This is a genomic window from Bradyrhizobium sp. (assembly GCF_036735945.1).
In the GTDB taxonomy this organism is placed as follows: domain Bacteria; phylum Pseudomonadota; class Alphaproteobacteria; order Rhizobiales; family Xanthobacteraceae; genus Bradyrhizobium.
The window spans coordinates 76,978-101,096 of the sequence record NZ_DAINNI010000009.1 but is presented as its reverse complement, the minus strand read 5'-3'; the positions used below and the strand labels follow the sequence as shown (position 1 = coordinate 101,096).

Sequence of the window (24,119 nt, the reverse complement as noted above, 5' to 3'; positions counted from 1 at the left end):
CCATGTAGCTTTCGAGCTTGGTCATGTTGACGCCGTTGGTGGCAAAGCCGCCGAGTGCCTTGTAGAGCGCGGCCGGCAGGTTGCGCACCCGGAAAACAAAGGATGTGACCAGCGGCCCCGAGCCCTGTTTGGCCCAATCGGCCTCGCGCGCCAGCACCACGAAGCGCGTGGTGTTGTGGGCCTCGTCCTCGACGTCCTCGGCCAGGATATCGAGACCGTAGATCTGCGCCGCCAGCCGCGACGCAATCGCGGCCACGGTCTTGTCCTTGCGCTCGGAGACGTCGCGCGCGCTGCCGGCGGTATCGGCCGCGACGACCGGCTTGATGCCGAGCTTGCGAATGATACGGCGGCACTGGCCGAGCGCGTGGACGTGGCTTTCCACCGACTTGATATCGGAGAGCTCGGTCCCCTTCAGCGCCATCAATTGGTGGCGGACCGGCAGAAACCATTCGCCAATGATGAAGAGGCCGGAGGCCGGCAGCAGATGATGGATGTCGGCGACACGGCCGGCGACCGAGTTCTCGATCGGGATCATGCCGAGATCGGCCTCGCCCGAGGAGATCGCGGACAGCGCGTCCTCGAAGGTCGCGCACGGCAACGGCTCGGCGTCGGGATAGGCCTCGACGATCGCGATATGGGAATTGGCACCAGGCTCGCCCTGGAATGCGATTTTCAGCTTTTTGGTCATGGCTCGTTTCTCTGGCGGGCCTTTTAGCAGCCGCTCAGGGCTTGGCTAGTACGTCTTGGCTAGTATCTTGCGGGCGATTTCGAGGTCGGCCGGGGTATCGACGCCGCGGGGGACGCTGTCGACGAGGGTGATGTCGATCCGCATCCCTGCCTCCAGCGCGCGGAGTTGCTCGAGCTTTTCGTGTTGCTCCAGCGGCGACGGCGGCAGGGTCACGAACCGCTCCAGCGCGGCGCGGCGGTAGGCGTAGAGCCCGATATGGTGGTAACGCGGCCCGTCGCCGTAGGGCGCGGTGGCGCGGGTGAAATAGAGTGCGCGCAGCCGGTTCGGCCCGATCGGCGAGCCGACCGCCTTCACCACGCTCGGCGCCTTGTCCTCCTCCTCGGTATGGATCTGTGAGGCCAGGGTGGCGATATCGACCGCGGGATCGTCGAGCGGGGGCAGCGCGGCGCGGATCGTATCGGGCACGATGGTCGGGAAATCGCCCTGCAGATTGACCACGATCTCCGCCCTGCCGGCCGGGTCGAGCGCCAGCATGGCTTCGTGGATGCGGTCGGAGCCGGAAGCGTGGGCTGAGCGGGTCATCACCGCCTCGCCGCCGGCGGCCCTGACAGCGTCGGCGATCTCGGCCGTGTCGGTCGCCACCGCCACCCGGCCGATATCGGCCTCCTGGGCCCGGTGGAGGACGTGCACGATCATGGGCAGTCCGGCGATGTCGAGCAGCGGCTTGCCCGGCAGCCGGGTCGCCGCCATCCGGGCGGGGATTAGCACCAAAATACGGGAATCGGTCATGGTCTGAGGGCCCGGGCGGACGGCTGGATTTGATGGGGATGGGACTAAATCCGGCGCGTTTATACGGGTTGCCAGAGCCCGGGCAAACCGATATCTCAACCCTGCTGAGGGTGCGGCGCGAAAGGCTGATTCCTCGCGCCCACCCGTGGCCGTTTTGCCGGCCTTCAGTCGATCTATCCGGCCTGGAGCCTGATCCGTTATGGACTCCTTCGAACTCAACAAGATTATCGGTGCCATCCTCGGCACCTGCATTCTCGTTCTGGTGACGAGCTTTGCCGCCCATGCGATTTTCGCTCCCGTGATGCCGGAAAAGCCGGGCTTCGAGATCGCCGTGAAGGAAGACAGCCATGGCGGCGGAGCCAAGGAAGCCGCGGCTCCCGCAGAGCCGATCGAGAAGCTGCTGCAGACCGCGTCCGTCGAGAAGGGCGCTGCCGCCGCCAAGAAGTGCGCGGCCTGCCACACCTTCGAGAAGGGCGGCCCCAACCGCGTCGGCCCGAACCTCTACGGCGTCGTCAACGAGCCGAAGGGCCAGGGTCATGCCGGGTTCAATTTCTCGGCTGCCATGAAGGGCAAGGGCGGCAACTGGACCTTCGACGATCTCAACAAGTTCCTGACCAACCCCAAGGCTTTCGTTCCGGGCACGGCCATGGGCTTCGCCGGCATCGCGAAGGACAGCGAGCGCGCCGACGTCATCGCCTATCTGAATTCACTGTCGGAGCATCCCGCGCCGCTGCCGACCGCGGCGAAGTAAGCTCGACCGTCCGGTATGGACGTCGCCACCACTTGACGGCCAGGCATTGCCTGGCCGTTTGCGTTATCGGGGATCGCATCGTTGCTAGCGGGGTTGTTACCGGGGCTATTCGCCGCAGCAGGCATGTTCCCAAGCTGCTATCATGAGGAAAAAGCAACGTAATTCGTCGAATACTTGCCTTATATTAGGTCCTCACTAGCTCCGCCTTGTTGCACGGTTCGCGCCTGGGGCCGCCGCGGACTTCGGCAACACGGATATTGGTGTCAGCAACAGGAATTCTGCACTTGGCAATTACCCGACGACATCTCCTCCAGGGCGCCGCGGCTGCCGCCATGGCCCCCGCGCTGGGGCTCGCCCCCGGAATTCCCGCGATCGCGCCAGCCAATGCTCAATCTGCGGCCGGCGAAGCCACCTGGCGCCATGCGCTGTCGCTGTTCGGCGAGGTCAAGTATCCGGCCGACTTCAAGCGGTTCGACTACGTCAATCCGGACGCCCCCAAAGGCGGCACGGTCCGCCAGATCCAGGTCGGCACGTTCGATAACTTCAACATCGTGGTCTCGGGCGTGAAGGGCTCCATCGCAGCCGCGGTGCAGCTCATCTACGAATCTCTGATGACGGCGTCGCTGGACGAGGTCTCGACGGAATATGGCGCGCTGGCCGAGGCCGTCAGCCATCCCGATGATTTTTCGTACGTCATCTACCGCCTGAGGCCGCAGGCGAAGTGGCACGACGGAATGCCGGTGACGCCGGAGGACGTGGTCTTCTCGCTCGACTCCTTCAAGAAGCATCATCCGTTCTATTCAGCCTATTACCGCCACGTCGTGAAGGCGGAAAAGAGCGGCGAGCGCGAAATCAAGTTCACCTTCGATGCTTCAGGCAACCGCGAACTGCCGCAGATCGTCGGCCAGCTCATTATCCTGCCCAAGCATTGGTGGGAAGGCACCGACAGCGAGGGCCGCAAGCGCGACATTTCCGCGACCACGCTGGAGAAGCCGCTCGGCTGCGGGCCCTACCGTATCAAGGATTTTGCAGCCGGCAGAACGGTGACGCTCGAGCGCGTCAAGGAATACTGGGGCCGCGATCTCGGATTCGCCATCGGGCGCAATAACTTCGACGAACTGCGTTACGAATACTTTCGCGACGGATCGGTCGCGCTTGAAGCCTTCAAGGGCGATCAGGTCGATTGGCGCACCGAGAACAGCGCGAAGAACTGGGCGACGGCCTACGACTTCCCGGCCGTCACCAACAAGCGCGTGCTGCTGGAAGAATTTCCGAACCGCAGTTCCGGCGTGATGCAGGCGTTTGCGCCGAATCTCCGCCGCGCCAAGTTCGGCGATCCCCGGGTGCGCCGCGCGCTGAACTACGCGTTCGATTTCGAGGAAATGAACAAGCAGATCTTCTTCGGCCAGTACAAGCGCATCAGCAGCTATTTCGATGGCATGGAAGAGCTGATGGCAACCGGCTTGCCGGAGGGCAGGGAGCTGGAAATTCTCGAAGCCGTCCGCGCCGAGGTGCCCGCCGAAGTCTTCACCAAGCCGTACACCAACCCGGTCGGCGGCAACCCGGAAGCGGTGCGCGAGAATTTGCGCGAGGCGGTGCGGCTGCTCAAGGAAGCCGGTTACGAGGTGCGGGATCGCAAGCTTGTCGATGTCAAGTCCGGCGCGCCATTTGCGATCGAGTTGCTGACGCAACAACCGGACTTCGAACGGGTCATGCTGTTCTACAAGCCTTCACTGGAACGTCTCGGCATCGCCGTCAGCGTGCGCACGATCGACCCGATACAGTATGAAAACCGCATGCGTAGCTGGGATTTCGATATCATCACCCAGTCCTGGGGGCAATCGCTGTCGCCGGGCAATGAGCAGCGAGAAGACTGGGGTTCGCAGGCGGCCGACATGGCAGGCTCGCGCAACATCGTCGGCATCAAGAATCCGGCGATCGACAAGCTGATCGATCGCGTGATCTTTGCCAAGGATCGAGCCGATCTCGTCGCCGCGACCAAGGCTCTCGATCGCGTGTTGTTGTGGAACCACTACGTCGTGCCGCAGTGGAATTATCCCAAGGTTCGCACCGCGCGCTGGGATCGCTTTGGCCGGCCCTCCGAACTGCCGAAATATGGCCAGTCGGGTTTTCCGACGCTGTGGTGGCACGACGCCGACAAGGCAGCCAAAAACGGAAATAGGTCTTGAAGGAAAAGCGCATGGCGCTACTCAATCGCCGGCACGTACTCGGTCTCGGCATCGGCGCGCTGACGGCTGTCCGGTTTTCTCCCGCTCTTGCCGACAATGGCGGCGCCGAGATGCATGGCATGTCGGTGTTTGGCGACCTGAAATATCCGGCCGACTTCAAGCATTTCGACTATGTGAATGCGCAGGCGCCGAAGGGCGGATTGTTCTCCACGATCCCCTCGACCCGTGCCTACAACCAGTCGTTCCAGACGTTCAATTCGTTCAACGCCTTCATCCTCAAGGGTGAAGGCGCCAAGGGCATGGAGCTGACCTTCGACTCGCTGATGGCTCGCGCCAATGACGAGCCTGACGCGATGTATGGCCTCGCGGCAAAGTCGGTCTGGATCTCGCCGGACAAGCTGACCTACAGATTCACGATGCGTCCCGAGGCGCGGTTCAACGACGGCTCGAAACTGACGGCGCATGACGTTGCCTTCTCGCTCAATACACTGAAGGAAAAGGGGCACCCGCTGATCCTGGTGCAGCTCCGCGATTTCGTGAAGGCGGAGGCGCTGGACGACGCGACGGTGGCTGTGACCTTCGCGCCGAACCGCGCGCGCGACGTGCCGCTCTATGTCGCGAGTCTGCCGATCTTCTCCAGGGATTATTACGCGAAACGTCCGTTCGATGAATCGAGCATCGATGTTCCGCTTGGCTCGGGGCCGTACAAGGTCGGCAAGTACGAGATCAACCGCTACGTCGAGTTCGATCGCGTCAAGGATTGGTGGGCGGCCGACCTTCCCGTCAACCGTGGCAGCTATAATTTCGACACGGTACGCTACGAGTTCTATCGCGACCGCGACGTCGCGTTCGAAGGCTTTACCGGCAAGAACTATCTCTACCGCGAGGAGTTCACCGCGCGGATCTGGGCGACGCGCTACGACTTCCCGGCGATCAAGGACGGCCGCGTCAAGCGCGAGACCCTGCCGGACGAACTGCCGTCGGGCGGGCAGGGCTGGTTCTTCAATACCCGCCGCGACAAGTTCAAGGACCCCCGGGTCCGCGAAGCGGTCATCAACGCGTTCGATTTCGAATGGACCAACAAGACCGTGATGTACAGCGCCTATGCGCGCACGGCGTCGCCATTCCAGAATTCGGACATGGTGGCGGCCGGAAAGCCGTCGCCGGCAGAATTGAAGCTGCTCGAGCCGTTCCGCGGCCAGGTGCCGGACGAGGTGTTCGGCGAACCCTTTGTGCCGCCGGTGTCGGACGGGTCGGGCCAGGACCGTCAGTTGCTGCGCAAGGCACAGCACTTGCTGCAGGAGGCGAAACTGCCGGTCAAGGACGGCAAGCGGCTGCTGCCGAACGGCGAGGTCTTCACCATCGAATTCCTGCTCGATGAGCCGTCGTTTCAGCCGCATCATGCGACCCTCATCAAGAACCTCGGCCAGCTCGGCATCGAGGCCAGCATCCGCCTGATCGACGCCGTGCAGTATCGCGCGCGGGTCGAGTCCTTCGACTTCGACATGACGACGATGCGCCTTTCGATGTCGCCGACGCCGGGCGACAGCCTGCGTCCGTACTTCACTTCGCAGGCAGCGGCCACCAGGGGATCGTACAATCTGGCCGGCGTGGCGAACCCCGCGATCGATGCGCTGGTCGACAAGGCGATCGGCGCCGAGACGCGCGAAGACCTGACGGTCGCCTGCCGCGCGCTCGATCGCGTGTTCCGGGCCGGCCGTTACTGGGTGCCGCAATGGTATCGCACCAATCACCCGATCGCCTATTGGGACCTGTTCGCCCATCCGGAGAAACCGGCGCGCTACGCGCAGGGCACCGGCGCGCCTGACAATTGGTGGTATGACGCCGCCAAGTCCGCCAAGCTCGATCAGGCGAAGTGATCCATGACCGGCTATATTGCCCGCCGAATCCTCCTGATGGTTCCGACGCTGCTCGGGATCCTGTTCGTGTCCTTCGTGGTCGTGCAGTTCGCGCCGGGCGGACCGGTCGAGCGCGTGCTGGCGCAGCTCTCCGGCGCCGATACCGGCGGCACCTCGCGGATTTCGGGCGGCGGCAGCGATCTCGGCCCGCGTGGCCAGCCCGGCGCGGCGGCGGATGCCGTCAGTTCGAAATATCGCGGCGCGCAGGGGCTCGATCCCGATTTCATCAAGAAGCTGGAAGCGCAGTTCGGGTTCGACAAGCCGGCGCCGGAACGCTTCGCGCTGATGGTGTGGAATTTCGCCCGCTTCGATTTCGGCAAGAGCTATTTCCGCGACGTCAGCGTGGTCCAGCTGATCAAGGAAAAGCTGCCGGTCTCGATGTCGCTCGGCATCTGGATGACGCTCTTGACCTATCTCATTTCGATCCCGCTCGGCATCCGCAAGGCCGTCGCCGACGGATCGAGGTTCGACACCTGGACCTCGGCCGTGATCATCATAGGCTTTGCGATCCCGGGATTCCTGTTCGCGATCCTCCTCATCATCCTGTTCGCCGGCGGCTCGTTCTTCAATATCTTTCCGTTGCGCGGGCTGACCTCGGACGGCTGGTCGCAGTTCCCCTGGTACTGGAAGATCATCGACTATTTCTGGCACATCACGCTGCCGCTGATCTCGATGGCGCTCGGCGCCTTCGCCACCATGACGCTGCTGACCAAGAACTCGTTCCTCGACGAGATCCGCAAGCAGTATGTGATGACCGCGCGCGCCAAGGGCTGCAGCGAGCGGCAGGTGCTCTACGGCCACATTTTCCGCAATGCGATGCTGATCGTGATCGCGGGCTTTCCGGGCGCGTTCATTCACGCCTTCTTCTCCGGCTCGCTCCTGATCGAGACCATCTTCTCGCTCGACGGCCTCGGTCTGCTCGGTTTCGAAAGCGTCCTGAACCGCGACTATCCCGTGGTGTTCGGAACGCTGTTCATCTTTTCGCTGGTCGGCCTGGTGATCAACCTGGTCTCGGACCTGACCTATATGTGGATCGATCCGCGGATCGACTTCGAGGCGCGCGAGGTCTGATGACGATCACTGCGCCCCAACCGGTGGAAACCTCGACGCAATCGCCGCTCGGCGAGGCGGTCCCGATCACCCGCCATCGCTTTGCGCCGTCACCGCTCAACCGCCGCCGCTGGCAGAACTTCAAGGCGAACCGTCGGGGCTACTGGTCGTTCTGGATATTCCTCGCGCTGTTCGGCATTTCGCTGTTCGCCAACTTCATCGCCAACGACAGGCCGCTTCTCGTCAAATATGACGGCCGTCTCTATTGGCCGGTGCTGTTCAACTATTCGGAGACGACCTTCGGCGGCGACTTCGAGACCACTGCCGACTACCGCGATCCGTACCTGCAGAAACAGATCGCGGAGAAGGGCGGCACCGTCATCTGGCCGCTGATCCGCTTCTCCTACGACACCCATAACCTCGACCTGCCGACGCCTGCGCCGTCGAAGCCGACCTGGATGCTGACCGAAGAGCAGTGCAAGGAAGTGGTGCAGAGGAAGGGGCTCAAAGGCTGCCGCGATCTCGAATACAACTGGCTCGGCACCGACGACCAGAGTCGCGACGTGGTGGCGCGGCTGATCTACGGCTTCCGCATCTCGGTGCTGTTCGGCCTGACGCTCACCATCGTCTCCTCGATCGTCGGTATCGCCGCCGGCGGCGTGCAGGGCTATTTCGGCGGCTGGGTCGACCTGACCTTCCAGCGGCTGATCGAGGTCTGGACCGCGATCCCCTCGCTCTATCTGCTGCTGATCATCTCGGCCGTGCTGCCGCCGGGCTTCTTCATCCTGCTCGGCATTCTCCTGCTGTTCTCCTGGGTGTCGCTGGTCGGCCTCGTGCGCGCCGAATTCCTGCGCGGACGAAACTTCGAATACATCCAGGCGGCGCGGGCGCTCGGCGTCTCCAGCCGCGTCATCATGTTCCGCCACCTGCTGCCGAATGCGATGGTAGCGACCATGACGTTCCTTCCCTTCATCGTGTCGTCCTCGGTGATGACGCTGACCGCGCTGGACTTCCTCGGCTTCGGCCTGCCGCCCGGCTCGCCGTCGCTCGGCGAACTATTGTCGCAGGCCAAGGCCAACGTGCAGGCGCCATGGCTCGGCTTCACCGGTTTCTTCTCGGTCGCGATCATGCTGTCGCTCCTGATCTTCATCGGTGAAGCCGCGCGCGACGCGTTCGATCCGCGCAAGACGTTCCGGTAGGGGCCCGCGCATGGATGCCATCAACCAGCCCCTGCTCGATGTCCGCGACCTCTCGGTGGCGTTCGGCAACACGCTCGCCGTCGACCAGGTCTCGTTTTCGATCAGACGCGGCGAATGCGTGGCGCTGGTCGGCGAGTCCGGTTCCGGGAAATCCGTCAGCGCGTTGTCGATCCTCAAGCTCCTGCCCTATCCCGCCGCCTCGCATCCGTCCGGCAGCATCCGCTTCCGTGGCAGCGATCTCCTGCGCGCGTCGGAAGGCGAGATGCGCGAGATCCGCGGCAACGACATCTCGATCATCTTCCAGGAGCCGATGACCTCGCTCAATCCGCTGCACACGATCGAGGCGCAGATCGGCGAGATTCTTCTGCTGCACAACGGCATCAGCGGGCAGATGGCGCGGGCGCGCACGCTCGAACTGTTAACGCAGGTCGGAATTCCCGATCCCGAAACAAGGCTGAAGAGCTATCCGCATCAATTGTCCGGCGGTCAGCGCCAGCGCGTCATGATCGCGATGGCGCTTGCCAATGAGCCTGATTTGTTGATCGCGGACGAGCCGACCACCGCGCTCGACGTCACGGTGCAGGCGCAGATCCTGGCGCTGCTCGCCGACATTCGCCAGCGGCTCGGCATGAGCATGCTGTTCATCACCCACGATCTCGGCATCGTGCGCCGCATCGCCGACGTCGTCTGCGTGATGAATTCCGGCAAGATCGTCGAGCAGGGGCCGGTCGAGGAGGTCTTTACGACGCCGAAGCACGCCTACACGCGCGCGCTTCTGGCGGCGGAGCCGAAGCCCGATCCGGCGCCGCCGCGGCCGAACGAGCCGGTGGTGATGTCGGCCGACAATCTCAAGGTCTGGTTTCCGATCAAGCGCGGGCTGTTTCGTTCGACCGTCGGCCACATCAAGGCGGTGGATGGCGTCAGCATCGCGGTGCGCAAGGGCGAGACGCTCGGCGTCGTCGGCGAATCCGGCTCGGGCAAGACCACGCTGGGGCTGGCGCTGCTGCGGCTGATCTCCTCCGATGGACCGATCGTCTTCCTCGGCAACGACATCCAGGGCCTGCGCTTCAAGGACATGCTGCCGTACCGCCGCGACATGCAGATCGTGTTCCAGGATCCGTTCGGCTCGCTCAGCCCGCGCATGTCGGTCGGCGACATCGTCGCCGAAGGCCTGACCGTGCACCAGAAGTCGCTGTCGTATGAGGAGCGCGAGGCGCGTGTCGTCAAGGCGCTGCGCGACGTCGGCCTCGATCCCGAAACCCGCTTCCGTTATCCGCACGAATTCTCCGGCGGGCAGCGCCAGCGCGTTTCGATCGCGCGTGCCGTGGTGCTGGAGCCGAATTTCGTCGTGCTGGACGAGCCGACCTCGGCGCTCGACATGCTGTTCCAGGCGCAGATGGTCGACCTGCTGCGCGAGCTGCAGCGCAAGCGCGACCTCACCTACATGTTCATCTCGCACGATCTGCGCGTCGTCGCCTCGCTGGCCAGCCATCTGATCGTGATGCGCAACGGCCGGGTGGTCGAGGAGGGGCCGGCGGCCGAGTTGTTCAAGAATCCGAAGACCGATTACACCCGCGCGCTGTTTGCGGCTGCGTTCCGCATCGAGGCGGTGCCGGACGTCACCGCCGCTACGTAGCTTGCGGCATCTCGGCCGCATGATTCGAGACGGCGCTTCGCGCCTCCTCACCATGAGGAACTGAGACCCTCATCCTGCGGAGCCGCGAAGCGGCGTCTCGAAGGATGTGGCCCGGCTTGCTCAATCCAGCCGCTTGATCGCCGCCACTTCACTGCCCGCCGCCTTGATCCGCGCAATCGCCTCGCGCGTGTTCTCCACCACGGTTGCCATGTAATGCGCGTTGGCGTGCACCATGGTGTCGGCGTCGCGGACGATCGCGACGTGACCCTTCCAGAAGATCAGGTCGCCGCGCTGCAGCTTTTTCATTTCGGCAGGACTTAACGCCCGGCCCAGGCTATCCTGCTGCATGTCGCTGTCGCGTGGGCAGCCGGTGCCGGCGGCATTCAGCGCGACCTGGACCAGGCCGGAGCAATCGATGCCGAGCGAAGTCTTGCCGCCCCAGAGATAGGGCGTGCCGACAAAGCGTTCGGCGACGGCGACGAAATCCTGCTCCATCTCGTCGAGGCCGCCGACATGGCGGCGCGGCAAATAAAGGCCATCGCTCGTCACGGCGAAGGCGCCGTCTTCGCGCGCCACGTTTATCCGCGCGCCCATCGGCAGCGTCTCGGCCGGCGGCAGTTTGATGGAGGGACCGGGGAACGCGAAGGTCAGCAGCGCCGTGACCTTGTGCGTCGGCGCGGCGCCGGGCCTCGCAAGCGCGGCATCGGGAATCCAGCCGACATAGCCGTCGCTGCTCAGTTGCCCCCAGGCCCAGCCTTCACCATTGCGGTCATAGATCGTGACGCGTTCGCCCTTGAGCGCCTGCGTCGACAGCATGGCGTCCGAAGCGGGCCCCTCGCGCAGCGGCGCGATGGGGGCGCGCACGCAAAACTCCTCGCCGTCGACGAAGCGCGCGGCCTGCACCTTGCCTTCGAGATATCTTGCGGCGACTTCGGGCCGGGCCGGCGTCAGGCGCGGATCATCCATAGCGTTCGCTCAACAGTTTGTAGATCGCGCGCGCGGCCTGGCATTCGCCGCCCTCGGGGCGCGCCGGCTTCGCCGACGGCGTCCAGCCGTAGATATCGACATGCAGCCAGCTCCTGGCATCGGTGACGAAGCGCTGCAGGAACAGCGCACAGGTGATCGAGCCGGCAAAGCCGCCGCTTGGTGCGTTGTTGATGTCGGCCACCTTTGAATCCAGCCAGGAATCATAGGGCGGCCACAGCGGCATTCGCCACAACGGATCGTTCTCTCGCTTCGCGTGCACCGAGACGCTTTCGGCGAGCGTCTCATCATCTGTGTAAAATGGCGGTAAATCCGGCCCCAGCGCCACCCGCGCCGCGCCGGTCAGGGTGCCGAGATCGATCAGGAGATCCGGCTTCTCCTCGTCGGCCAGCGCCAGCGCATCCGCCAGCACCAGCCGTCCCTCGGCGTCGGTGTTGCCGATCTCCACCGTCGGCCCCTTGCGCGACTTGAAGACATCGAGCGGGCGGAAGGCGTTGCCGGCGACCGCGTTCTCCACCGCGGGGATCAGGACGCGCAGCCGCACCTTCAGCTTCGCATCCATCACCATCTGCGCCAGCGCCAGCACGTTGGCGGCACCGCCCATGTCCTTCTTCATGATCAGCATGCCGCTGGACGGCTTCAGGTCGAGGCCGCCGGTGTCGAAGCAGACGCCCTTGCCGACCAGCGTGATCTTGGGATGCGCGGGGTCGCCCCAGCGGAGGTCGATCAGGCGCGGGGCGCGCGGCGAGGCCATGCCGACGGCGTGGATCAGCGGAAAGTTCTGCGTCAGGAGTTCACAGCCGGTGATGCAGTCGAAGCTGGCGCCGAAGCGCTCCGCCAGCGCCTCGGCGGCATCGGCCAGTTGCTCCGGCCCCATGTCGTTGGACGGCGTGTTGATCAGGTCGCGCGCCAGCGCGGCGGCTTCCGCCATTCGCGCGATATCGGCGGCATCGACGCCATCCGGCGGCACCAGCCGGACATCGGGCGTCTCCGCCTTGCGGTAGCGGCCGAAGCGGTAGCTGCCGAGTGCAAAGGCGAGCGTCGCCAGCCGCGTGTCGTGCGGCGCGTTGGCGAATCGATAGACGCCCGGCGGCAACAGGCCGGGCAGCGCCCCGGGCCGGAACAGGTCGCGCGATTTGCTGCTCTCGTCCTCCAGCCCGAATACGACCTGCGCGATTCGTCCGTCGGCGGTGGGCAGCGTCAGGCATTTGCCGGGCCTGGCGGTGAAATCATTGGCCAGCGCGAATTGCCGTGCCTGCTCGGGAAGCTCCCTGGCGACCGCATCCCAGGTGGTCTTGCTGGCGAAGGTGATCGGAATGGCGGGGGCGGAGGGCGCGGTCTCGAACGGGGATGGCATGCAGGTCTCGCGAAGGGGACGGGAGGGCGGGCTGTGGGGCTGCATAGCACGGCCGATTAACCGGCCGTTAGGGTTAACAGTTTATTGCTGCCTTGTTCGGACCCATCCGCCAGCCATTTTCGCGAGTTCAAGTAGCCATGCGCCGACCGTCCAGCCATGCCGGGTTTCTTGCCGGGTCTCTCGCCGGATCCCTTGCCCGGTTCCTTACCTCCGCGGCCGTCACTGCCATGCTGGCCGCAGGCCTTGGCGGCTGCCAGACCATGTCGGACATCACGGGTTCGCTGACCTCGTCGTCGTCAAAGACGCAAACCGCTGCCGTCCCCGAAGATCCGCGCCGCGCCGCCGAGATCTATGGCGAACGCTATCGCGCCAATCCCAAGGACGCCGAGGCGGCGCTCGGCTACGGCCAGGCGCTCCGCGCCACCGGCCAGCGCGCGCAGGCCGCCGCCGTGCTCGAACAGGCCACCATCGCGCATCCCGGCAACAAGACGATGCTCGCCGCTTACGGCCGCGCGCTCGCCGACAACGGCAATTCGCAGGCCGCCTTCGATGTGCTAAGCCGCGCCCATTCGCCCGCCAATCCCGACTGGCGCATCCTTTCGGTGCAGGGCACCACGCTCGACAAGATGGGCAAGCACGAAGAGGCCCGCGGCTACTATGCGAGCGCGCTGAAGATCGTGCCGGAAGAACCCTCGGTGCTGTCCAATCTCGGGCTCTCCTACATGCTGACGCGGGAATTGCCGCAGGCCGAGGAAACCCTGCGGCGCGCCTATGCCAATCCGGGCGCCGACGCCCGGGTGCGGCAGAATTTGGCGCTCGTGGTCGGCCTGCAGGGCCGCTTCGCCGAGGCCGAGACCATCGCCAAGGGCGGTCTGCCGCCCGACGAGGCCAGCGCGAACGTGGCGTACCTGCGGGAAATGCTGAACCGCAAGGACAAGGACAATTCGCGTCCGCCCGGCGGCAAGGCGACCATTCCGGTCGCAGCCCTCGGCCGGGACTGAACCCGCAAGCCCGCGGCCGGGATCGCAGCCGCGATAGCCCGCCCACATCCACCATCATTCATGAATGATCGATCCGCCGCAGCGCATCGGCTGAAGGCGGGTCGGGCAGCGCTGTCCGGAATTTCATCGGGCTGTCGCCCCGGCTGAGACGTTCGCGGGCCGCGGTCGAATGGGCGCGGCTCGCGGCCGCGCCGATCGCCTCACGGCATCATCTGGAGCTTGATGTAGGTCGGTCCGAGAATGACGATGAACAGGCAGGGCAGGAAGAACAGGATCATCGGCACGGTCAGCTTCGGCGGCAAGCCAGCCGCCTTCTTCTCGGCCTCGGTCATCCGCATGTCGCGGTTTTCCTGGGCCATCACGCGCAGGCTCTGGCCGAGCGGGGTGCCGTAGCGTTCCGACTGCATCAGCGCCAGACAGACCGATTTGACGCCCTCGAGGCCGGTGCGCTTGGAGAGGTTCTCGTAGGCGATCTTGCGATCCTGCAGGTAGGACAGTTCCGCCGTGGTCAGCGCGAACTCTTCCGACAGCGCGACCGATTGCGAGGTGATTTCGGTCGAGACCTTGCGGAAGGCGACTTCGACCGACATGCCTGATTCGATGCAGATCAGCAGCAGGTCGAGCGCGTCGGGAAAGGCGCGCTTGATCGAGAGCTGGCGCTTGCTGATGGCGTTCTTCAGGAACAGCATCGGCGCCTGCAGGCCGAGATAGGCGGCGCCGACGCAGATGCCGAGCTTGACCGTCAGCGATTTGTCCATCTGCGCGATCACGAACACGTAGAGGGCCGCGCCGAGAAACAGCACGATCGGCGTCACCGCGCGGGCGAACAGGAATGTGACGTAGGGCGCATGGCCGCGATAGCCGGCCATGATCAGCTTGTCGCGCGCGGCCTCCTGGGCCAGCCATTTGGTCAGGTTGAAGTCTTCCACCACCTTGGAGACGAGTTGCTTCGGGGTTTGCCGCAGCGACACCTTCTCCGACTTGTTGAGGCGCTCGCGCTCACGCTGACGCAGCCGCTCGCGTTCGCTGGCCACCGCCTTCATGCGCTTGGCCAGGCCCTCGCCGGCGAGCAGCGGCATGATCAGCGTATACGCGGTCGCGCTCGCCGCAATGGCGGCGAGCAGCATGGTCATGAACCGCGGGTCGTGCATTTTCTGGATGATGAAGTCAATCATGGTCGCACCGTCAGAAGTCGAAGTTGATCATTTTCTTCATCACCAGCACGCCGATCGTCATCCAACCGACGCAGCACAGCAGCATGAACTGGCCGATATGATGAGTCCAAAGCAGCGAGATGTAATCGGGCGTCGAAAGCCAGACCAGGAACATCACGGCCGGCGGCAGCGAGCCGATGATGCCCGCGGAGGCCTTGGCTTCCATCGACATCGCCTGGATCTTTTCCTTCATCTTCTTGCGGTCGCGCAGCACCTTGGAGAGGTTGCCGAGCGCTTCCGACAGATTGCCACCGGACTTCTGCTGGATCGCGACGACGATGCCGAAGAAGTTCGCTTCCGGAAGCGGCATCCGCTCGTACAACCGCGAGCAGGCTTCGCCGAGCGGCATGCCGATGGTCTGGGTTTCGATGATGGCGCTGAATTCGCTCTTGAGCGGCTCCGGCGCGTCGGCGGCCACCACCTTGATCGACTCGAACAGCGGCAGGCCGGCCTTGATGCCGCGCACGATGACGTCGACGGCATCAGGCAGCGCCTTCAGGAACGCCGTCTCGCGGCGCTTCTTCAGATAGCCGAGCAGCCAGCGCGGCAAGCCGAGGCCCGTGGCGAACGCCATGGCCACGGCCGCCAGCGGGTTGTGGCCGACGAAGAACGCGATCACGAATCCGACCGCGCCCATGACGCCGGACACGATCCAGAATTTCTGGGTCGTCCACGTTCCGAGGCCGGCCTGGGCGAGGCGAGTCGAGAGCGGAATGGACTTTTCCTTCTTGCGGCGGGCGTCGAGTTCCTTCAGCGATCCCTCGACCTGCTCGCGGCGGGAGCGCTGGGTTTTCTCGACCTGCCGTGCCGGCGCGTCGTTGCGGGCAATCGAGGCGCGGCGGGATTCCGCCTTCCGCTCGCCCGACAGCATCGGATAGATGAATACCCACGCCAGACCGCCGATGGCGGTGGCGGCCAGAAAGGCCAGTGCGAGTGCCTGCATTGTTGCCTCTGTTAAGCGCCTTCGGTGACTTCAGCAGCGTCGAGCGCGGCTGCCAGCCGCTTCTCTTCGTTGTAATAGCGCGCCCGGTCCCAGAATTTCGGGCGTCCGATGCCGGTCGAGCGGTGCCGGCCGATAATCTTGCCGTTCGCGTCCTCGCCGACCATGTCGTACAGGAACAGGTCCTGCGTGATGATGGTTTCGCCTTCCATGCCCATCACCTCGGTGATGTGGGTGATGCGGCGCGAGCCGTCGCGCAGGCGCGCCGCCTGCACGATGACGTCGATCGAGGCGCAGATCATTTCCCGAATGGTGCGCGAGGGCAGCGAGAAGCCGCCCATGGTGATCATCGATTCGCAGCGCGACAGGGCTTCGCGCGGGTTGTTGGCGTGCAGCGTTCCCATCGAGCCGTCGTGGCCGGTGTTCATGGCCTGCAGCAGGTCGAACGCCTCGGGTCCGCGGACTTCGCCGACGATGATCCGCTCGGGACGCATACGCAGGCAGTTGCGGACCAGTTCGCGCATCGTGACCTGGCCTTCGCCTTCGATGTTGGGCGGCCGGGTTTCCAGCCGCACCACGTGGGGCTGCTGCAACTGAAGTTCGGCGGCGTCTTCGCAGGTGATGACGCGCTCGTCATGCTCGATGTAGTTGGTCATGCAGTTCAGAAGGGTGGTCTTGCCGGAACCGGTGCCGCCGGAGATCAGGACGTTGCAGCGGACGCGGCCGATGATCTGCAGGATCGTCGCGCCCTCCGGCGAGATTGCGCCGAACTTGACCAGCTGGTCGAGGGTGAGCTTGTCCTTCTTGAACTTACGAATGGTGAGCGCGGGGCCGTCGATCGCCAGCGGCGGCACGATGGCGTTGACGCGGCTGCCGTCGGCGAGGCGGGCGTCGCATATCGGCGAGGATTCATCGACGCGGCGGCCGACCTGGCTGACGATGCGCTGGCAGATGTTGAGCAGCTGCTGGTTGTCGCGGAAGCGGATGCCGGTCTTCTGGATCTTGCCGGCGACTTCGATGAACACCGTGCCGGCGCCGTTGACCATGATGTCGGCGATGTCGTCGCGCGACAGCAGCGGCTCCAGCGGACCGTAGCCGAGCACGTCGTTGCAGATGTCGTCGAGCAGCTCTTCCTGCTCGGCGATCGACATCACGATGTTCTTGATCGCGATGATCTCGTTGACGATGTCGCGGATTTCCTCGCGCGCCGATTCGCCGTCGAGCTTGGCAAGCTGGGCGAGGTCGATCGCCTCGATCAGCGCGCCGAAGATGGTGGCCTTGACCTGGTAGTAATTGTCGGACCGCCCCGAAGCCGCGGCCGGGGCGGGCGGCGGCTGCGGCTTGGGCGGGGCAATAGGAGGCGAGGCGACGGTCGGCGCGGCGACCTCGCGCGGCGGCGCTGCGGCGGGAGCCGGCTCCGGTGCCTGGAAGGCGGGCTTCAAAGCCCGGTTATCATCATTTCCGCTACGCTTACCGAACACGATGGCACTCCACGCGGGCGATCTACTTCTTGGCCCGCAACTTCTCGATCAAGGGCGACAGCAACGAACTCTTCGGCTTCTTGGTCTCGCCGCGGCCGGTAAGCCGCTGCGCGATCTGCAGGAAGATCTCAGTGGTGCGATGGCTCGCGGCAATTTCCGCGATCATCTGGCCGTTATTGGCGGCCGAACCGAACATCTGTGGCTCGAACGGGATCGTGGCGATCGGGTGGCTCTCGATCGCCTTGGCGAACTCGGCCGCCGGGATTTCCGGGCGCTTCGGGACGCCGACCTGGTTGAGACAGTAGAGCGGGGCGCGATCGTTCGGCCGTGAAGACTTCAGCAGGTCGAAGATGTTCTTGGTGTTGCGCAGATTGGCGAGATCGGGCGCGGCGACGATCAGGATGTCGTCGGCCGCGATCAGCGCGCGCCTGGTCCATCCCGACCATTGGTGGGGAACGTCGAGCACGATGCAGGGCATCGTGGTGCGAAGCGTGTCGAAAATCGCATCGAACGCCTCGGCGCCGAAATCGTAGACCTTGTCGAGCGTCGCCGGCGCCGCCAGCAGGCTGAGATGGTCGGTGCATTTCGACAACAGGCGGTCGAGGAACGCGGTATCGATCCGGTCGGGGGAGAACACCGCATCCGCGATGCCCTGTGCCGGGTCCTGGTTGTAGTCGAGGCCGGCGGTGCCGAACGCGAGGTCGAGATCGGCGACCACCGAATCCAGCGCCAGATCGCGGGCGATCGCCCAGGCGACGTTATGGGCGACGGTGGACGAGCCGACGCCGCCCTTGGCGCCGACGACGGCGATGATGCGGCCGACCGCCTTGGCTTCCGGCGATGCGAAGAGGTTGCATACCGAGCGCACGACGTCGATGGCGCCGACCGGGGCGATCACGTAGTCGCTGACGCCGCGGCGGACGAGCTCGCGGTAGAGCGTGACGTCATTGATGCGCCCGATCACGACGACGCGGGTGCCGGCGTCGCACACGGTGGCGAGCTGGTCGAGGCCGGCGAGAATGTCGTTGCGGCCTTCGGTCTCGAGGATGATGACGTTCGGCGTCGGGGCCGAGCGGTAGGCCTCGACGGCGGCCGCCATGCCGCCCATCTGGATCTTGAGGTGGGCCTTGCCGAGGCGGCGGTCTTCGCCCGCCGCCTGCACGGCGGCGGCGGTTTCCACCGTCTCGCAGAAGGCCTGCACCGACACCCTGGGCGCGGGCGCGATGTGATCCTCGGTCGACGGCGCCATGGCGTCCGGCTCCTGCAACTGCGATTCTGAGTTCTGGCGCGAGTAAGTGATCATTTGCCGGTATCGCTGAGTTTGGCCTTGTCGGCCTCGGGATAGTTGGTGGTGGTGGTCTGGCCCTTGCGATATTTCTCGAACGCGATGGAGCGACGGGGCGTGTAGGCCGGGGTTTCAGGACGCGGCTGCACGAGGTCGGACGGGTTGTCGATCATCGACGCCAGGTTGCGCTGATTGGCGCAGCCGAAATTGTAGTAGGGCTTGTTCTCGAAGTAGCTCTTGTTGTTGATCGAGTTGCCAAGATCCTCCGGCCACAGCCCGCACGGACCGGCGACCGCCGAGATCCTCGGATAATTCAGCCGGATCGCGGCCATGTGCCTCGGATCCTCGGGCGTGTACTGGCGGACATTGACCGCGCGCGGCGGCACGCCGGCCGCGGCGAAGCTCGCCCGGATCTCGCGCATCGTATCCTCGGCCGCCCGCGCATTCGGCGTCCTGACGGGCACGTCGACGCTGATGGCGCCGGTGCCTTCGCGCAGCCAGCTTTGGGCGAGAGCCATCACGTCGGCGCGCTGGGCCGCGGAAAGGCCGCCGCGTCCGCGGCCGACGAACACCACGATCGAGCGGTCGGCTTCCTGGATCGCGATCGGATGCCGCAGGCGATAGTCGTCGGGCACGCTCGCCGCCATCACGAGGTCCGAGGAGGTCTTGCAGGCGCCAAGCGCCATCGAAACGCCGACCAGCGCGCCTGCCAGGCAGAGGGGACGCCGGAGCGCGGCGGGCCTTGTGGGTTTAATACTGCGTGTCATGGTCCCGCCTCAGTCCGTAATAAAGCCGTAGGTGCCGCGATAATTCCGTGCCTTCTCGACCCGGCCCGGAACGCCGTAGATGCGATTGATGCTGCCGAGCAGGTCGGCCTGCGGGTCCGAACTGGCGGCGAAGCCGTCGTCGGGGCGCGACAGGTCCTTCTGCGCCACCGCGCGCACCACGTAGGGCGTGACCAGGACCATCAGTTCGGTCTGGTTGTTGACGTAGTCGCGGCTGCGGAACAGCGTGCCGAGGATCGGCAATTGCGACAGGCCGGGGAGGCCGTTGATGGCCTGCTTGGTCTGCTCCGCGATCAGGCCCGCCATCGCCATCGAGCCGCCCGAGGGAATCTCCAGGGTGGTTTCCGCGCGACGGGTCTTGATCGAGGGAATGGTCAGTGAGTTCGTCGAATTGTTGCTCAGCGACTGGGTCAGCGTGATCGAGTTGTCGTTCGACAGCTCCGACACTTCCGTCATGACGCGAAGGCTGATCCGTCCTTCCGTCATCACGACGGGCGTGAAGTTGAGCGAAATGCCGAACTTCTTGAACGAGATCTGGGTCGTACAGACGCGCGTGACGGGATCGCAGGCATAACCCGCAGGCACCGGAAATTCGCCGCCGGCGATGAAGGTCGCGGATTCACCCGAAATCGCGGTCAGGTTGGGTTCGGCCAGCGTGCGCACGACGCCGGCGGTTTCCATCGCGCGGAGCGTCGCCGTCACCGACTGAGGGCCTCCTCCGAACGTTGTCAAGGCACCGTTGGCTCCGACCAGTGGACGGCCCAGCGCGGTAAACGGATTGGAGTTGTTGAAATTCACGACCGCGGTGCCGTAGTTCAGGTTGGCCGAGAGGTCGATCCCGAGCTGCTTGACGATGTTGCGGGCGACTTCGGCGACCGTCACCTTGAGCATCACCTGGTCGCGGCCGCGCACGGCGATCGAGTTGACGACCTTGTCGGCGCCGCTGGTGAGGCGGGCGGCGATTTCGGCGGCCTGTTGCGCTTCAATCGGGGTAGCTGCGGTGCCCGACAGCACCACGCTGTCGCCGATACCCTCGATCTGGATGTCCGAATTCGGCATCGCCTGCTTCAGCGCGGCGCGCACGCCGTTGAGGTCGCGCTTGACCGCGATGTCATAGGCGGCGATCTGCGCGCCTGTGGAATCGAAGAAAACGATGCTGGTCTGGCCGACCGCGGCGCCGATGATATAGGCGCGCTGGCTCGTGCGGACCACGGCGTTGGCGATCTTCGGATCGGCGACAAGCACGTCCTTGATCTCGCGCGGCAAGTCGATCACCATCGATTTGCCGATCCCGAGCGAAACGAAACGCGCGTTCATCTGCCCTTCGGCGGCGACCGGCGCCGCGCGATAGTCGCTCGCCAGCACCGGCGTCAATGCCGGATTGAGCGTGAGAGCCGCCACGGCCGAAAACGACAGGGCGCGGACGATGAACGTTCGCATCATCGGCTGTTTTTCCCTGCACTTCATAACCTCGGTCCTTTCGGTCACTTCTGCATCATCTGCTGGATGGCAACGCCGTAGCGGATGACGTTGAGATTTTCGCCGCGCTTGGTGAGCGACTCATCGGGCTTCTCGACTGCATTGGCGTCCGCGATGCTGCGCAGCGCCAGCGTCAGCGAGCCGCTCTGGCGGGAGCGCGCCAGCGTCTCTGCCTGCTCGGGCTTCAGTTCGAGGGTCACGGTCTTGCCGACCAGGGAGCTGGAGCCTTCTTTCTCCTTGGGAGCCTGGTCGATGGCGAGAACGCGGACATTGCTGAGAATGACTTCCGAGTTGGAAATATCAGGACCCTTGCCGTCCGGGTTCTTCTCGCGCTTGGTGAGAAGGACGTCGACGCGGTCGTTCGGCAGGATGAATCCGCCGGCGCCGGTCTCCGGCGAAATCTCGGTGGAAATGGCCCGGTAGCCCGCGGGCAGGATCGCGGCCATGAAGCCGGCACCATCGGCCTTCACCAGCTTCTGCTCGCGGATCGGCTCGCCCGCAACGAACGGCGAGCGCGCGATCGAGCCGGTGATGTCCTTCATCGCTTCGGCCCGGTTGGCGCGGCTGATGAAGTTGCTGCTGTTCGCCGCTGCCGGCCAGGCCTGCCATAGCAGATCGTCCGGCTTGACCGACTGGCCAAGGCCGATATCCGATTTTGCGACGAGAATATCGACGGTCTGCATCTGCGCGGCCTGTTGGGCCGGTGCAGGCTTGTCGTCTGACCCGCTCGCGAGATAGGCGGCAATGCCGCCGGCGACGATAGCGATGGCCAGGACCACGATGCGTGGCTTATTCATACGCTTCACTTTCCACATTACGCTGCGACGATGCCGTCGCCGTACTGGGAGTTGACCAGCTATTCGTCAAAGCATGGTTAATGAGGCGTGTGGAAATTGCCTTAACGGAAAGTTAGCGGCGAGAGATCAGCGCATCGCGAGGTGCGCGAGGTCGACCGCCTTGATCCATTGGGTCTCGGGATAGACGATCAGCGCGCCGAGCGCGAGCGCGATGCCGTAGGGAATGCCGCTCTGCCTGTCGTGCAGCCGGTTCAACCAGGCTTGTCCGGAGAGCAGCGAAGGCAGCGGCCATTGCCGGAATTGAATCAGCAGGATCGTCAGCGCGCCGCCGAGCAGCGAGACGTAGAGCAGATAGTTGAGCAGGTGATCGAAGCCGAACCATAGCGCCACGCTGGCCGCGACCTTGGCGTCGCCGCCGCCGACCCACCCCATCGCGAAGCAGGCGAAGGCCACCACCAGAACGGCTGCGCCGGCGCCGAAATGCATCAGGATGTCGTGCAGGCCCATGCCGCCCGGCACCGCAAGCGCCACGAAGCCGGCGATCAGCGCCAGCGAGACCCGGTTCGAGATCGTCATCGTGAACAGGTCGCTCGCAGCCGCGAAGGCCATCAGCGCCGGAAACAGCAGAAGGCGGGCGGTATCGAGGATCATGACCAGTGGCCCATTGATTTTGGAATGCGTTTGCCGCGTCCGCGCAGCCTATTGACGAGAGGTAAACGTTCGGAAAATGGCTACCGTCAGATCAGGGATGCGGCCGGACGCGATAGATCTCGAGCGGCTCGCTGGCGTCCTGCGGCAGCTTCTCGAGCCAGTCCGGCGGCTCGCCGCGGCGCAGCGCGGCGAGGAAACCGGCCGGTGCGTGTCCGGTCAGCAGCGCGGTCTCGGCGTTGCCGCGGCAGAGCACGACAAGCCCGATCCGGTTGCTCTCGATCGTGGCCCGCGCCTGTTCGGCCGTGCCCGTGAAGGCGTCGAGCGTGAACAGGATACCGCTGGTGTTGCGGTGATAGAGCCCGGCCAGCACGCGGTGAGGCGAGCGCGCAAGGATCTGCGATCCGAGATTGGAGATCGCAAGCACGGTGGTCGGCGACTGCGCGGCGAGAGTGGCATAATCGGCAGCCCGTTCGCAGGTGCCCGCGGGCGAAGCCAAAGGCGCCGTCTCTCCAAGAGCCGTCGACGCCGCATGGGCGGCCGCGCTCCAGGCGACGTTCAGGGAAACCAGCCAGACCGTCACCATCCGCGGCATGGCGTACCGGTCCGCCGTCAATGCCGTGCGGTGTCGCCAGTCGCCGACCCAGGCCGCGAGCGCGACGGCGGCGAGCGGCAGCGAGAAGGTGACGCCGCGCACCTGCCAGAGGCTGACGGCGAAAGCCGCCGTCAGGAATGCCAGCAGGATCCATCCCTCAGCGTTGCTATGCCGGCGCAGCCGCAACCCGAGCACGATCAGCGCGAGGATGGGCGTGACGTAGAAGCCTGCGGCCTTGACCCAGTCGCCCGAGAGCACGCGCCAGAACGGTTGCGCCTCGGTCACCTGACTGAGGTAGAGCTGCTGCAGCTTGGGATCCAGTCCGGCATAGGGCTGGGCAATGCATTGGGGAAAGGCCGCTGCCACCAGGGCGGCAACCGCGATGCCGAGTGCCAGCAATGCGGCGAGCCTTGCGCGGAAGCTGCGGCCGAGCACGGCGGAGGCGGTGGCCGCCGCCAGGCCAATTCCGGACAATGCCGCAACGGAGAATTGCGGGATCGAGTAGGCGTCGCAATATGGCGAGAGCCAGAGGCTGGCCGGCACCGTCGCAACGAAGACGGCAAGACCAAATCCGGCAAGGCCTGTTCCGAAGCCGGCCGCCTTTGCAGCGGCTTCTCCTGAAGCGTCGGAGCGGCCGTTCAGCAGATAGGCGGTCGCCACCGTCAGCCCGGCAACCGCGACATAGGGCAGGGTTTCCATGCCGACGCCCAGCATCAGCGCGCAGGCGGCGCCCGCGGCGATTCCGGCCACATAGCCACGTCCGGCGATCAGCGCGGCGACGGCGGCAAGGCAGAGCGTGAGCTGGACATTGTGGTGGTCGATATTGCCGGGGGCAAAGACGCCGCTGAAGTGCAGCGCCGCGGCGCAGATGATGAAGGCGGGCATCGTCGCCCATTCGTCACCGACCGCGCGTGCGATCCGCAGCAGGAAAGTCAGTGCGGCCGCCATCAACGGCGTGGTCCAGACCAATAGCGCCACCGCTTCGCCGGTCGCCGGCTTTCCGGTCAGGGCAGACACGGCAAGGATCACGGCCGCGATCGGCGCATCGACGAGGCGTGACCAGTGCATGATGAAGCCGCCGGGCGGGCCCATCCGGTACTGATGCAGGTCGAACCACGGCTGCCCGGCGATGAGATCGCGAATTTCGACCAGCCGAAGCAGGCTGTCATTGTCGCCGTTGGCGCCCGCGAGCGTCGGGAAACCGGCCAGCGCATGCAGGCCGAGCGCCAGCAAGGCCCCCGCAAGTCCCAGCATGGCATCGACGCGCCAGGTACCCGGCCGGACAGCACTTTGGGGCATCATCGTCTCGTTCATGGTTGTTCGAAAGCGGGA

At 65.0% G+C, this 24,119-nt stretch carries 20 protein-coding genes; 7 read left to right on the top strand and 13 right to left on the bottom strand.

The genetic code is table 11. From position 1 onward, the window contains the following. Together V7E26_RS05520 and V7E26_RS05515 are read right to left on the bottom strand one after the other, a co-directional pair. Window positions 1-688: prephenate dehydratase (locus V7E26_RS05520; RefSeq protein ID WP_324414331.1), on the bottom strand; the 688-nt coding region annotated here is incomplete at its 3' end. Between the two features lie 45 nt (window positions 689-733). Next, a complete protein-coding gene (locus V7E26_RS05515; RefSeq protein WP_324414330.1) occupies window positions 734-1,477 on the bottom strand; it encodes a 3-deoxy-manno-octulosonate cytidylyltransferase in 744 nt (247 codons plus the stop codon). A gap of 199 nt (window positions 1,478-1,676) precedes the next feature. Here V7E26_RS05515 and V7E26_RS05510 point away from each other — a divergent pair, with 199 nt between their 5' ends. The 6 genes from V7E26_RS05510 (at window position 1,677) to V7E26_RS05485 (ending at window position 10,221) form a co-directional block, all read left to right on the top strand. Then, complete coding sequence (locus V7E26_RS05510) at window positions 1,677-2,228, top strand: c-type cytochrome (RefSeq protein WP_324414328.1); 552 nt, start codon at window positions 1,677-1,679, stop codon at window positions 2,226-2,228. A gap of 284 nt (window positions 2,229-2,512) precedes the next feature. Beyond that, window positions 2,513-4,417 carry an extracellular solute-binding protein gene (locus V7E26_RS05505; RefSeq protein ID WP_324414326.1) on the top strand — a complete coding sequence of 635 codons (1,905 nt, stop codon included), beginning with the start codon at window positions 2,513-2,515 and terminating at the stop codon, window positions 4,415-4,417. A gap of 11 nt (window positions 4,418-4,428) precedes the next feature. After that, complete coding sequence (locus tag V7E26_RS05500; RefSeq protein WP_324414324.1) at window positions 4,429-6,297, top strand: extracellular solute-binding protein; 1,869 nt, start codon at window positions 4,429-4,431, stop codon at window positions 6,295-6,297. 3 nt (window positions 6,298-6,300) lie between these two features. Then, the gene (locus tag V7E26_RS05495) at window positions 6,301-7,407 is read left to right on the top strand and encodes a microcin C ABC transporter permease YejB (RefSeq protein WP_324414322.1); all 1,107 of its coding nucleotides are present in this window, start codon (window positions 6,301-6,303) and stop codon (window positions 7,405-7,407) included. Next, entirely contained in the window at window positions 7,407-8,585 is a 1,179-nt protein-coding gene (locus V7E26_RS05490) for an ABC transporter permease (RefSeq protein WP_324414320.1), read from the top strand. The genes V7E26_RS05495 and V7E26_RS05490 overlap by 1 nt, the downstream gene beginning before the upstream one ends. Window positions 8,586-8,595: 10 nt before the next feature. After that, window positions 8,596-10,221 (top strand): ABC transporter ATP-binding protein, encoded by a 1,626-nt coding sequence (locus V7E26_RS05485; RefSeq protein WP_324414318.1) that lies wholly within the window; start codon window positions 8,596-8,598, stop codon window positions 10,219-10,221. 120 nt (window positions 10,222-10,341) lie between these two features. On the opposite strand, the gene V7E26_RS05480 is transcribed toward V7E26_RS05485, so the two are convergent. Together V7E26_RS05480 and V7E26_RS05475 are read right to left on the bottom strand one after the other, a co-directional pair. Then, the gene (locus tag V7E26_RS05480) at window positions 10,342-11,187 is read right to left on the bottom strand and encodes a C40 family peptidase (RefSeq protein WP_324414316.1); all 846 of its coding nucleotides are present in this window, start codon (window positions 11,185-11,187) and stop codon (window positions 10,342-10,344) included. Beyond that, window positions 11,180-12,562 carry a leucyl aminopeptidase family protein gene (locus V7E26_RS05475; protein WP_324414315.1) on the bottom strand — a complete coding sequence of 461 codons (1,383 nt, stop codon included), beginning with the start codon at window positions 12,560-12,562 and terminating at the stop codon, window positions 11,180-11,182. Before V7E26_RS05475 ends, V7E26_RS05480 begins: the two co-directional genes overlap by 8 nt. Window positions 12,563-12,789: 227 nt before the next feature. On the opposite strand from V7E26_RS05475, the gene V7E26_RS05470 reads away from it, so the two are divergent. Beyond that, complete coding sequence (locus V7E26_RS05470; RefSeq protein ID WP_324414313.1) at window positions 12,790-13,563, top strand: tetratricopeptide repeat protein; 774 nt, start codon at window positions 12,790-12,792, stop codon at window positions 13,561-13,563. Window positions 13,564-13,763: 200 nt separating this feature from the next. On the opposite strand, the gene V7E26_RS05465 is transcribed toward V7E26_RS05470, so the two are convergent. From V7E26_RS05465 to V7E26_RS05425, 9 genes are all read right to left on the bottom strand, one after another. Next, on the bottom strand, window positions 13,764-14,738 hold the full coding sequence (locus tag V7E26_RS05465) for a type II secretion system F family protein (protein ID WP_324414311.1): 975 nt from the start codon (window positions 14,736-14,738) through the stop codon (window positions 13,764-13,766). 10 nt (window positions 14,739-14,748) lie between these two features. Next, entirely contained in the window at window positions 14,749-15,720 is a 972-nt protein-coding gene (locus tag V7E26_RS05460) for a type II secretion system F family protein (RefSeq protein ID WP_324414310.1), read from the bottom strand. An 11-nt stretch (window positions 15,721-15,731) separates the two neighbouring features. Next, the gene (locus tag V7E26_RS05455) at window positions 15,732-17,198 is read right to left on the bottom strand and encodes a CpaF family protein (protein WP_324414308.1); all 1,467 of its coding nucleotides are present in this window, start codon (window positions 17,196-17,198) and stop codon (window positions 15,732-15,734) included. A gap of 22 nt (window positions 17,199-17,220) precedes the next feature. Further along, entirely contained in the window at window positions 17,221-18,501 is a 1,281-nt protein-coding gene (locus tag V7E26_RS05450) for an AAA family ATPase (protein WP_324414306.1), read from the bottom strand. Then, window positions 18,498-19,250 carry a CpaD family pilus assembly protein gene (locus tag V7E26_RS05445; RefSeq protein ID WP_324414304.1) on the bottom strand — a complete coding sequence of 251 codons (753 nt, stop codon included), beginning with the start codon at window positions 19,248-19,250 and terminating at the stop codon, window positions 18,498-18,500. Before V7E26_RS05445 ends, V7E26_RS05450 begins: the two co-directional genes overlap by 4 nt. Before the next feature lie 9 nt (window positions 19,251-19,259). Then, window positions 19,260-20,735, bottom strand: coding sequence for a type II and III secretion system protein family protein (locus tag V7E26_RS05440; protein ID WP_324414301.1), 1,476 nt, complete (start codon window positions 20,733-20,735; stop codon window positions 19,260-19,262). Between the two features lie 17 nt (window positions 20,736-20,752). Then, window positions 20,753-21,544 carry a Flp pilus assembly protein CpaB gene (gene cpaB, locus V7E26_RS05435; protein WP_324414299.1) on the bottom strand — a complete coding sequence of 264 codons (792 nt, stop codon included), beginning with the start codon at window positions 21,542-21,544 and terminating at the stop codon, window positions 20,753-20,755. Window positions 21,545-21,670: 126 nt separating this feature from the next. Next, entirely contained in the window at window positions 21,671-22,195 is a 525-nt protein-coding gene (locus V7E26_RS05430; protein ID WP_324414297.1) for an A24 family peptidase, read from the bottom strand. A gap of 91 nt (window positions 22,196-22,286) precedes the next feature. Further along, window positions 22,287-24,101 (bottom strand): GtrA family protein, encoded by a 1,815-nt coding sequence (locus V7E26_RS05425; RefSeq protein WP_324414295.1) that lies wholly within the window; start codon window positions 24,099-24,101, stop codon window positions 22,287-22,289. Window positions 24,102-24,119: the final 18 nt, after the last annotated feature.

Bases quoted from the DNA above. Each gene is read 5' to 3' on its own strand.
- V7E26_RS05515 (WP_324414330.1), bottom strand. From the start codon at position 1,477: ATGACCGATTCCCGTATTTTGGTGCTAATCCCCGCCCGGATGGCGGCG.
- V7E26_RS05510 (WP_324414328.1), top strand. From the start codon at position 1,677: ATGGACTCCTTCGAACTCAACAAGATTATCGGTGCCATCCTCGGCACC.
- V7E26_RS05500 (WP_324414324.1), top strand. From the start codon at position 4,429: ATGGCGCTACTCAATCGCCGGCACGTACTCGGTCTCGGCATCGGCGCG.
- V7E26_RS05495 (WP_324414322.1), top strand. From the start codon at position 6,301: ATGACCGGCTATATTGCCCGCCGAATCCTCCTGATGGTTCCGACGCTG.
- V7E26_RS05490 (WP_324414320.1), top strand. From the start codon at position 7,407: ATGACGATCACTGCGCCCCAACCGGTGGAAACCTCGACGCAATCGCCG.
- V7E26_RS05485 (WP_324414318.1), top strand. From the start codon at position 8,596: ATGGATGCCATCAACCAGCCCCTGCTCGATGTCCGCGACCTCTCGGTG.
- V7E26_RS05480 (WP_324414316.1), bottom strand. From the start codon at position 11,187: ATGGATGATCCGCGCCTGACGCCGGCCCGGCCCGAAGTCGCCGCAAGA.
- V7E26_RS05475 (WP_324414315.1), bottom strand. From the start codon at position 12,562: ATGCCATCCCCGTTCGAGACCGCGCCCTCCGCCCCCGCCATTCCGATC.
- V7E26_RS05470 (WP_324414313.1), top strand. From the start codon at position 12,790: ATGCTGGCCGCAGGCCTTGGCGGCTGCCAGACCATGTCGGACATCACG.
- V7E26_RS05465 (WP_324414311.1), bottom strand. From the start codon at position 14,738: ATGATTGACTTCATCATCCAGAAAATGCACGACCCGCGGTTCATGACC.
- V7E26_RS05460 (WP_324414310.1), bottom strand. From the start codon at position 15,720: ATGCAGGCACTCGCACTGGCCTTTCTGGCCGCCACCGCCATCGGCGGT.
- V7E26_RS05450 (WP_324414306.1), bottom strand. From the start codon at position 18,501: ATGATCACTTACTCGCGCCAGAACTCAGAATCGCAGTTGCAGGAGCCG.
- V7E26_RS05445 (WP_324414304.1), bottom strand. From the start codon at position 19,250: ATGACACGCAGTATTAAACCCACAAGGCCCGCCGCGCTCCGGCGTCCC.
- V7E26_RS05440 (WP_324414301.1), bottom strand. From the start codon at position 20,735: ATGAAGTGCAGGGAAAAACAGCCGATGATGCGAACGTTCATCGTCCGC.
- cpaB (WP_324414299.1), bottom strand. From the start codon at position 21,544: ATGAATAAGCCACGCATCGTGGTCCTGGCCATCGCTATCGTCGCCGGC.
- V7E26_RS05430 (WP_324414297.1), bottom strand. From the start codon at position 22,195: ATGATCCTCGATACCGCCCGCCTTCTGCTGTTTCCGGCGCTGATGGCC.
- V7E26_RS05425 (WP_324414295.1), bottom strand. From the start codon at position 24,101: ATGAACGAGACGATGATGCCCCAAAGTGCTGTCCGGCCGGGTACCTGG.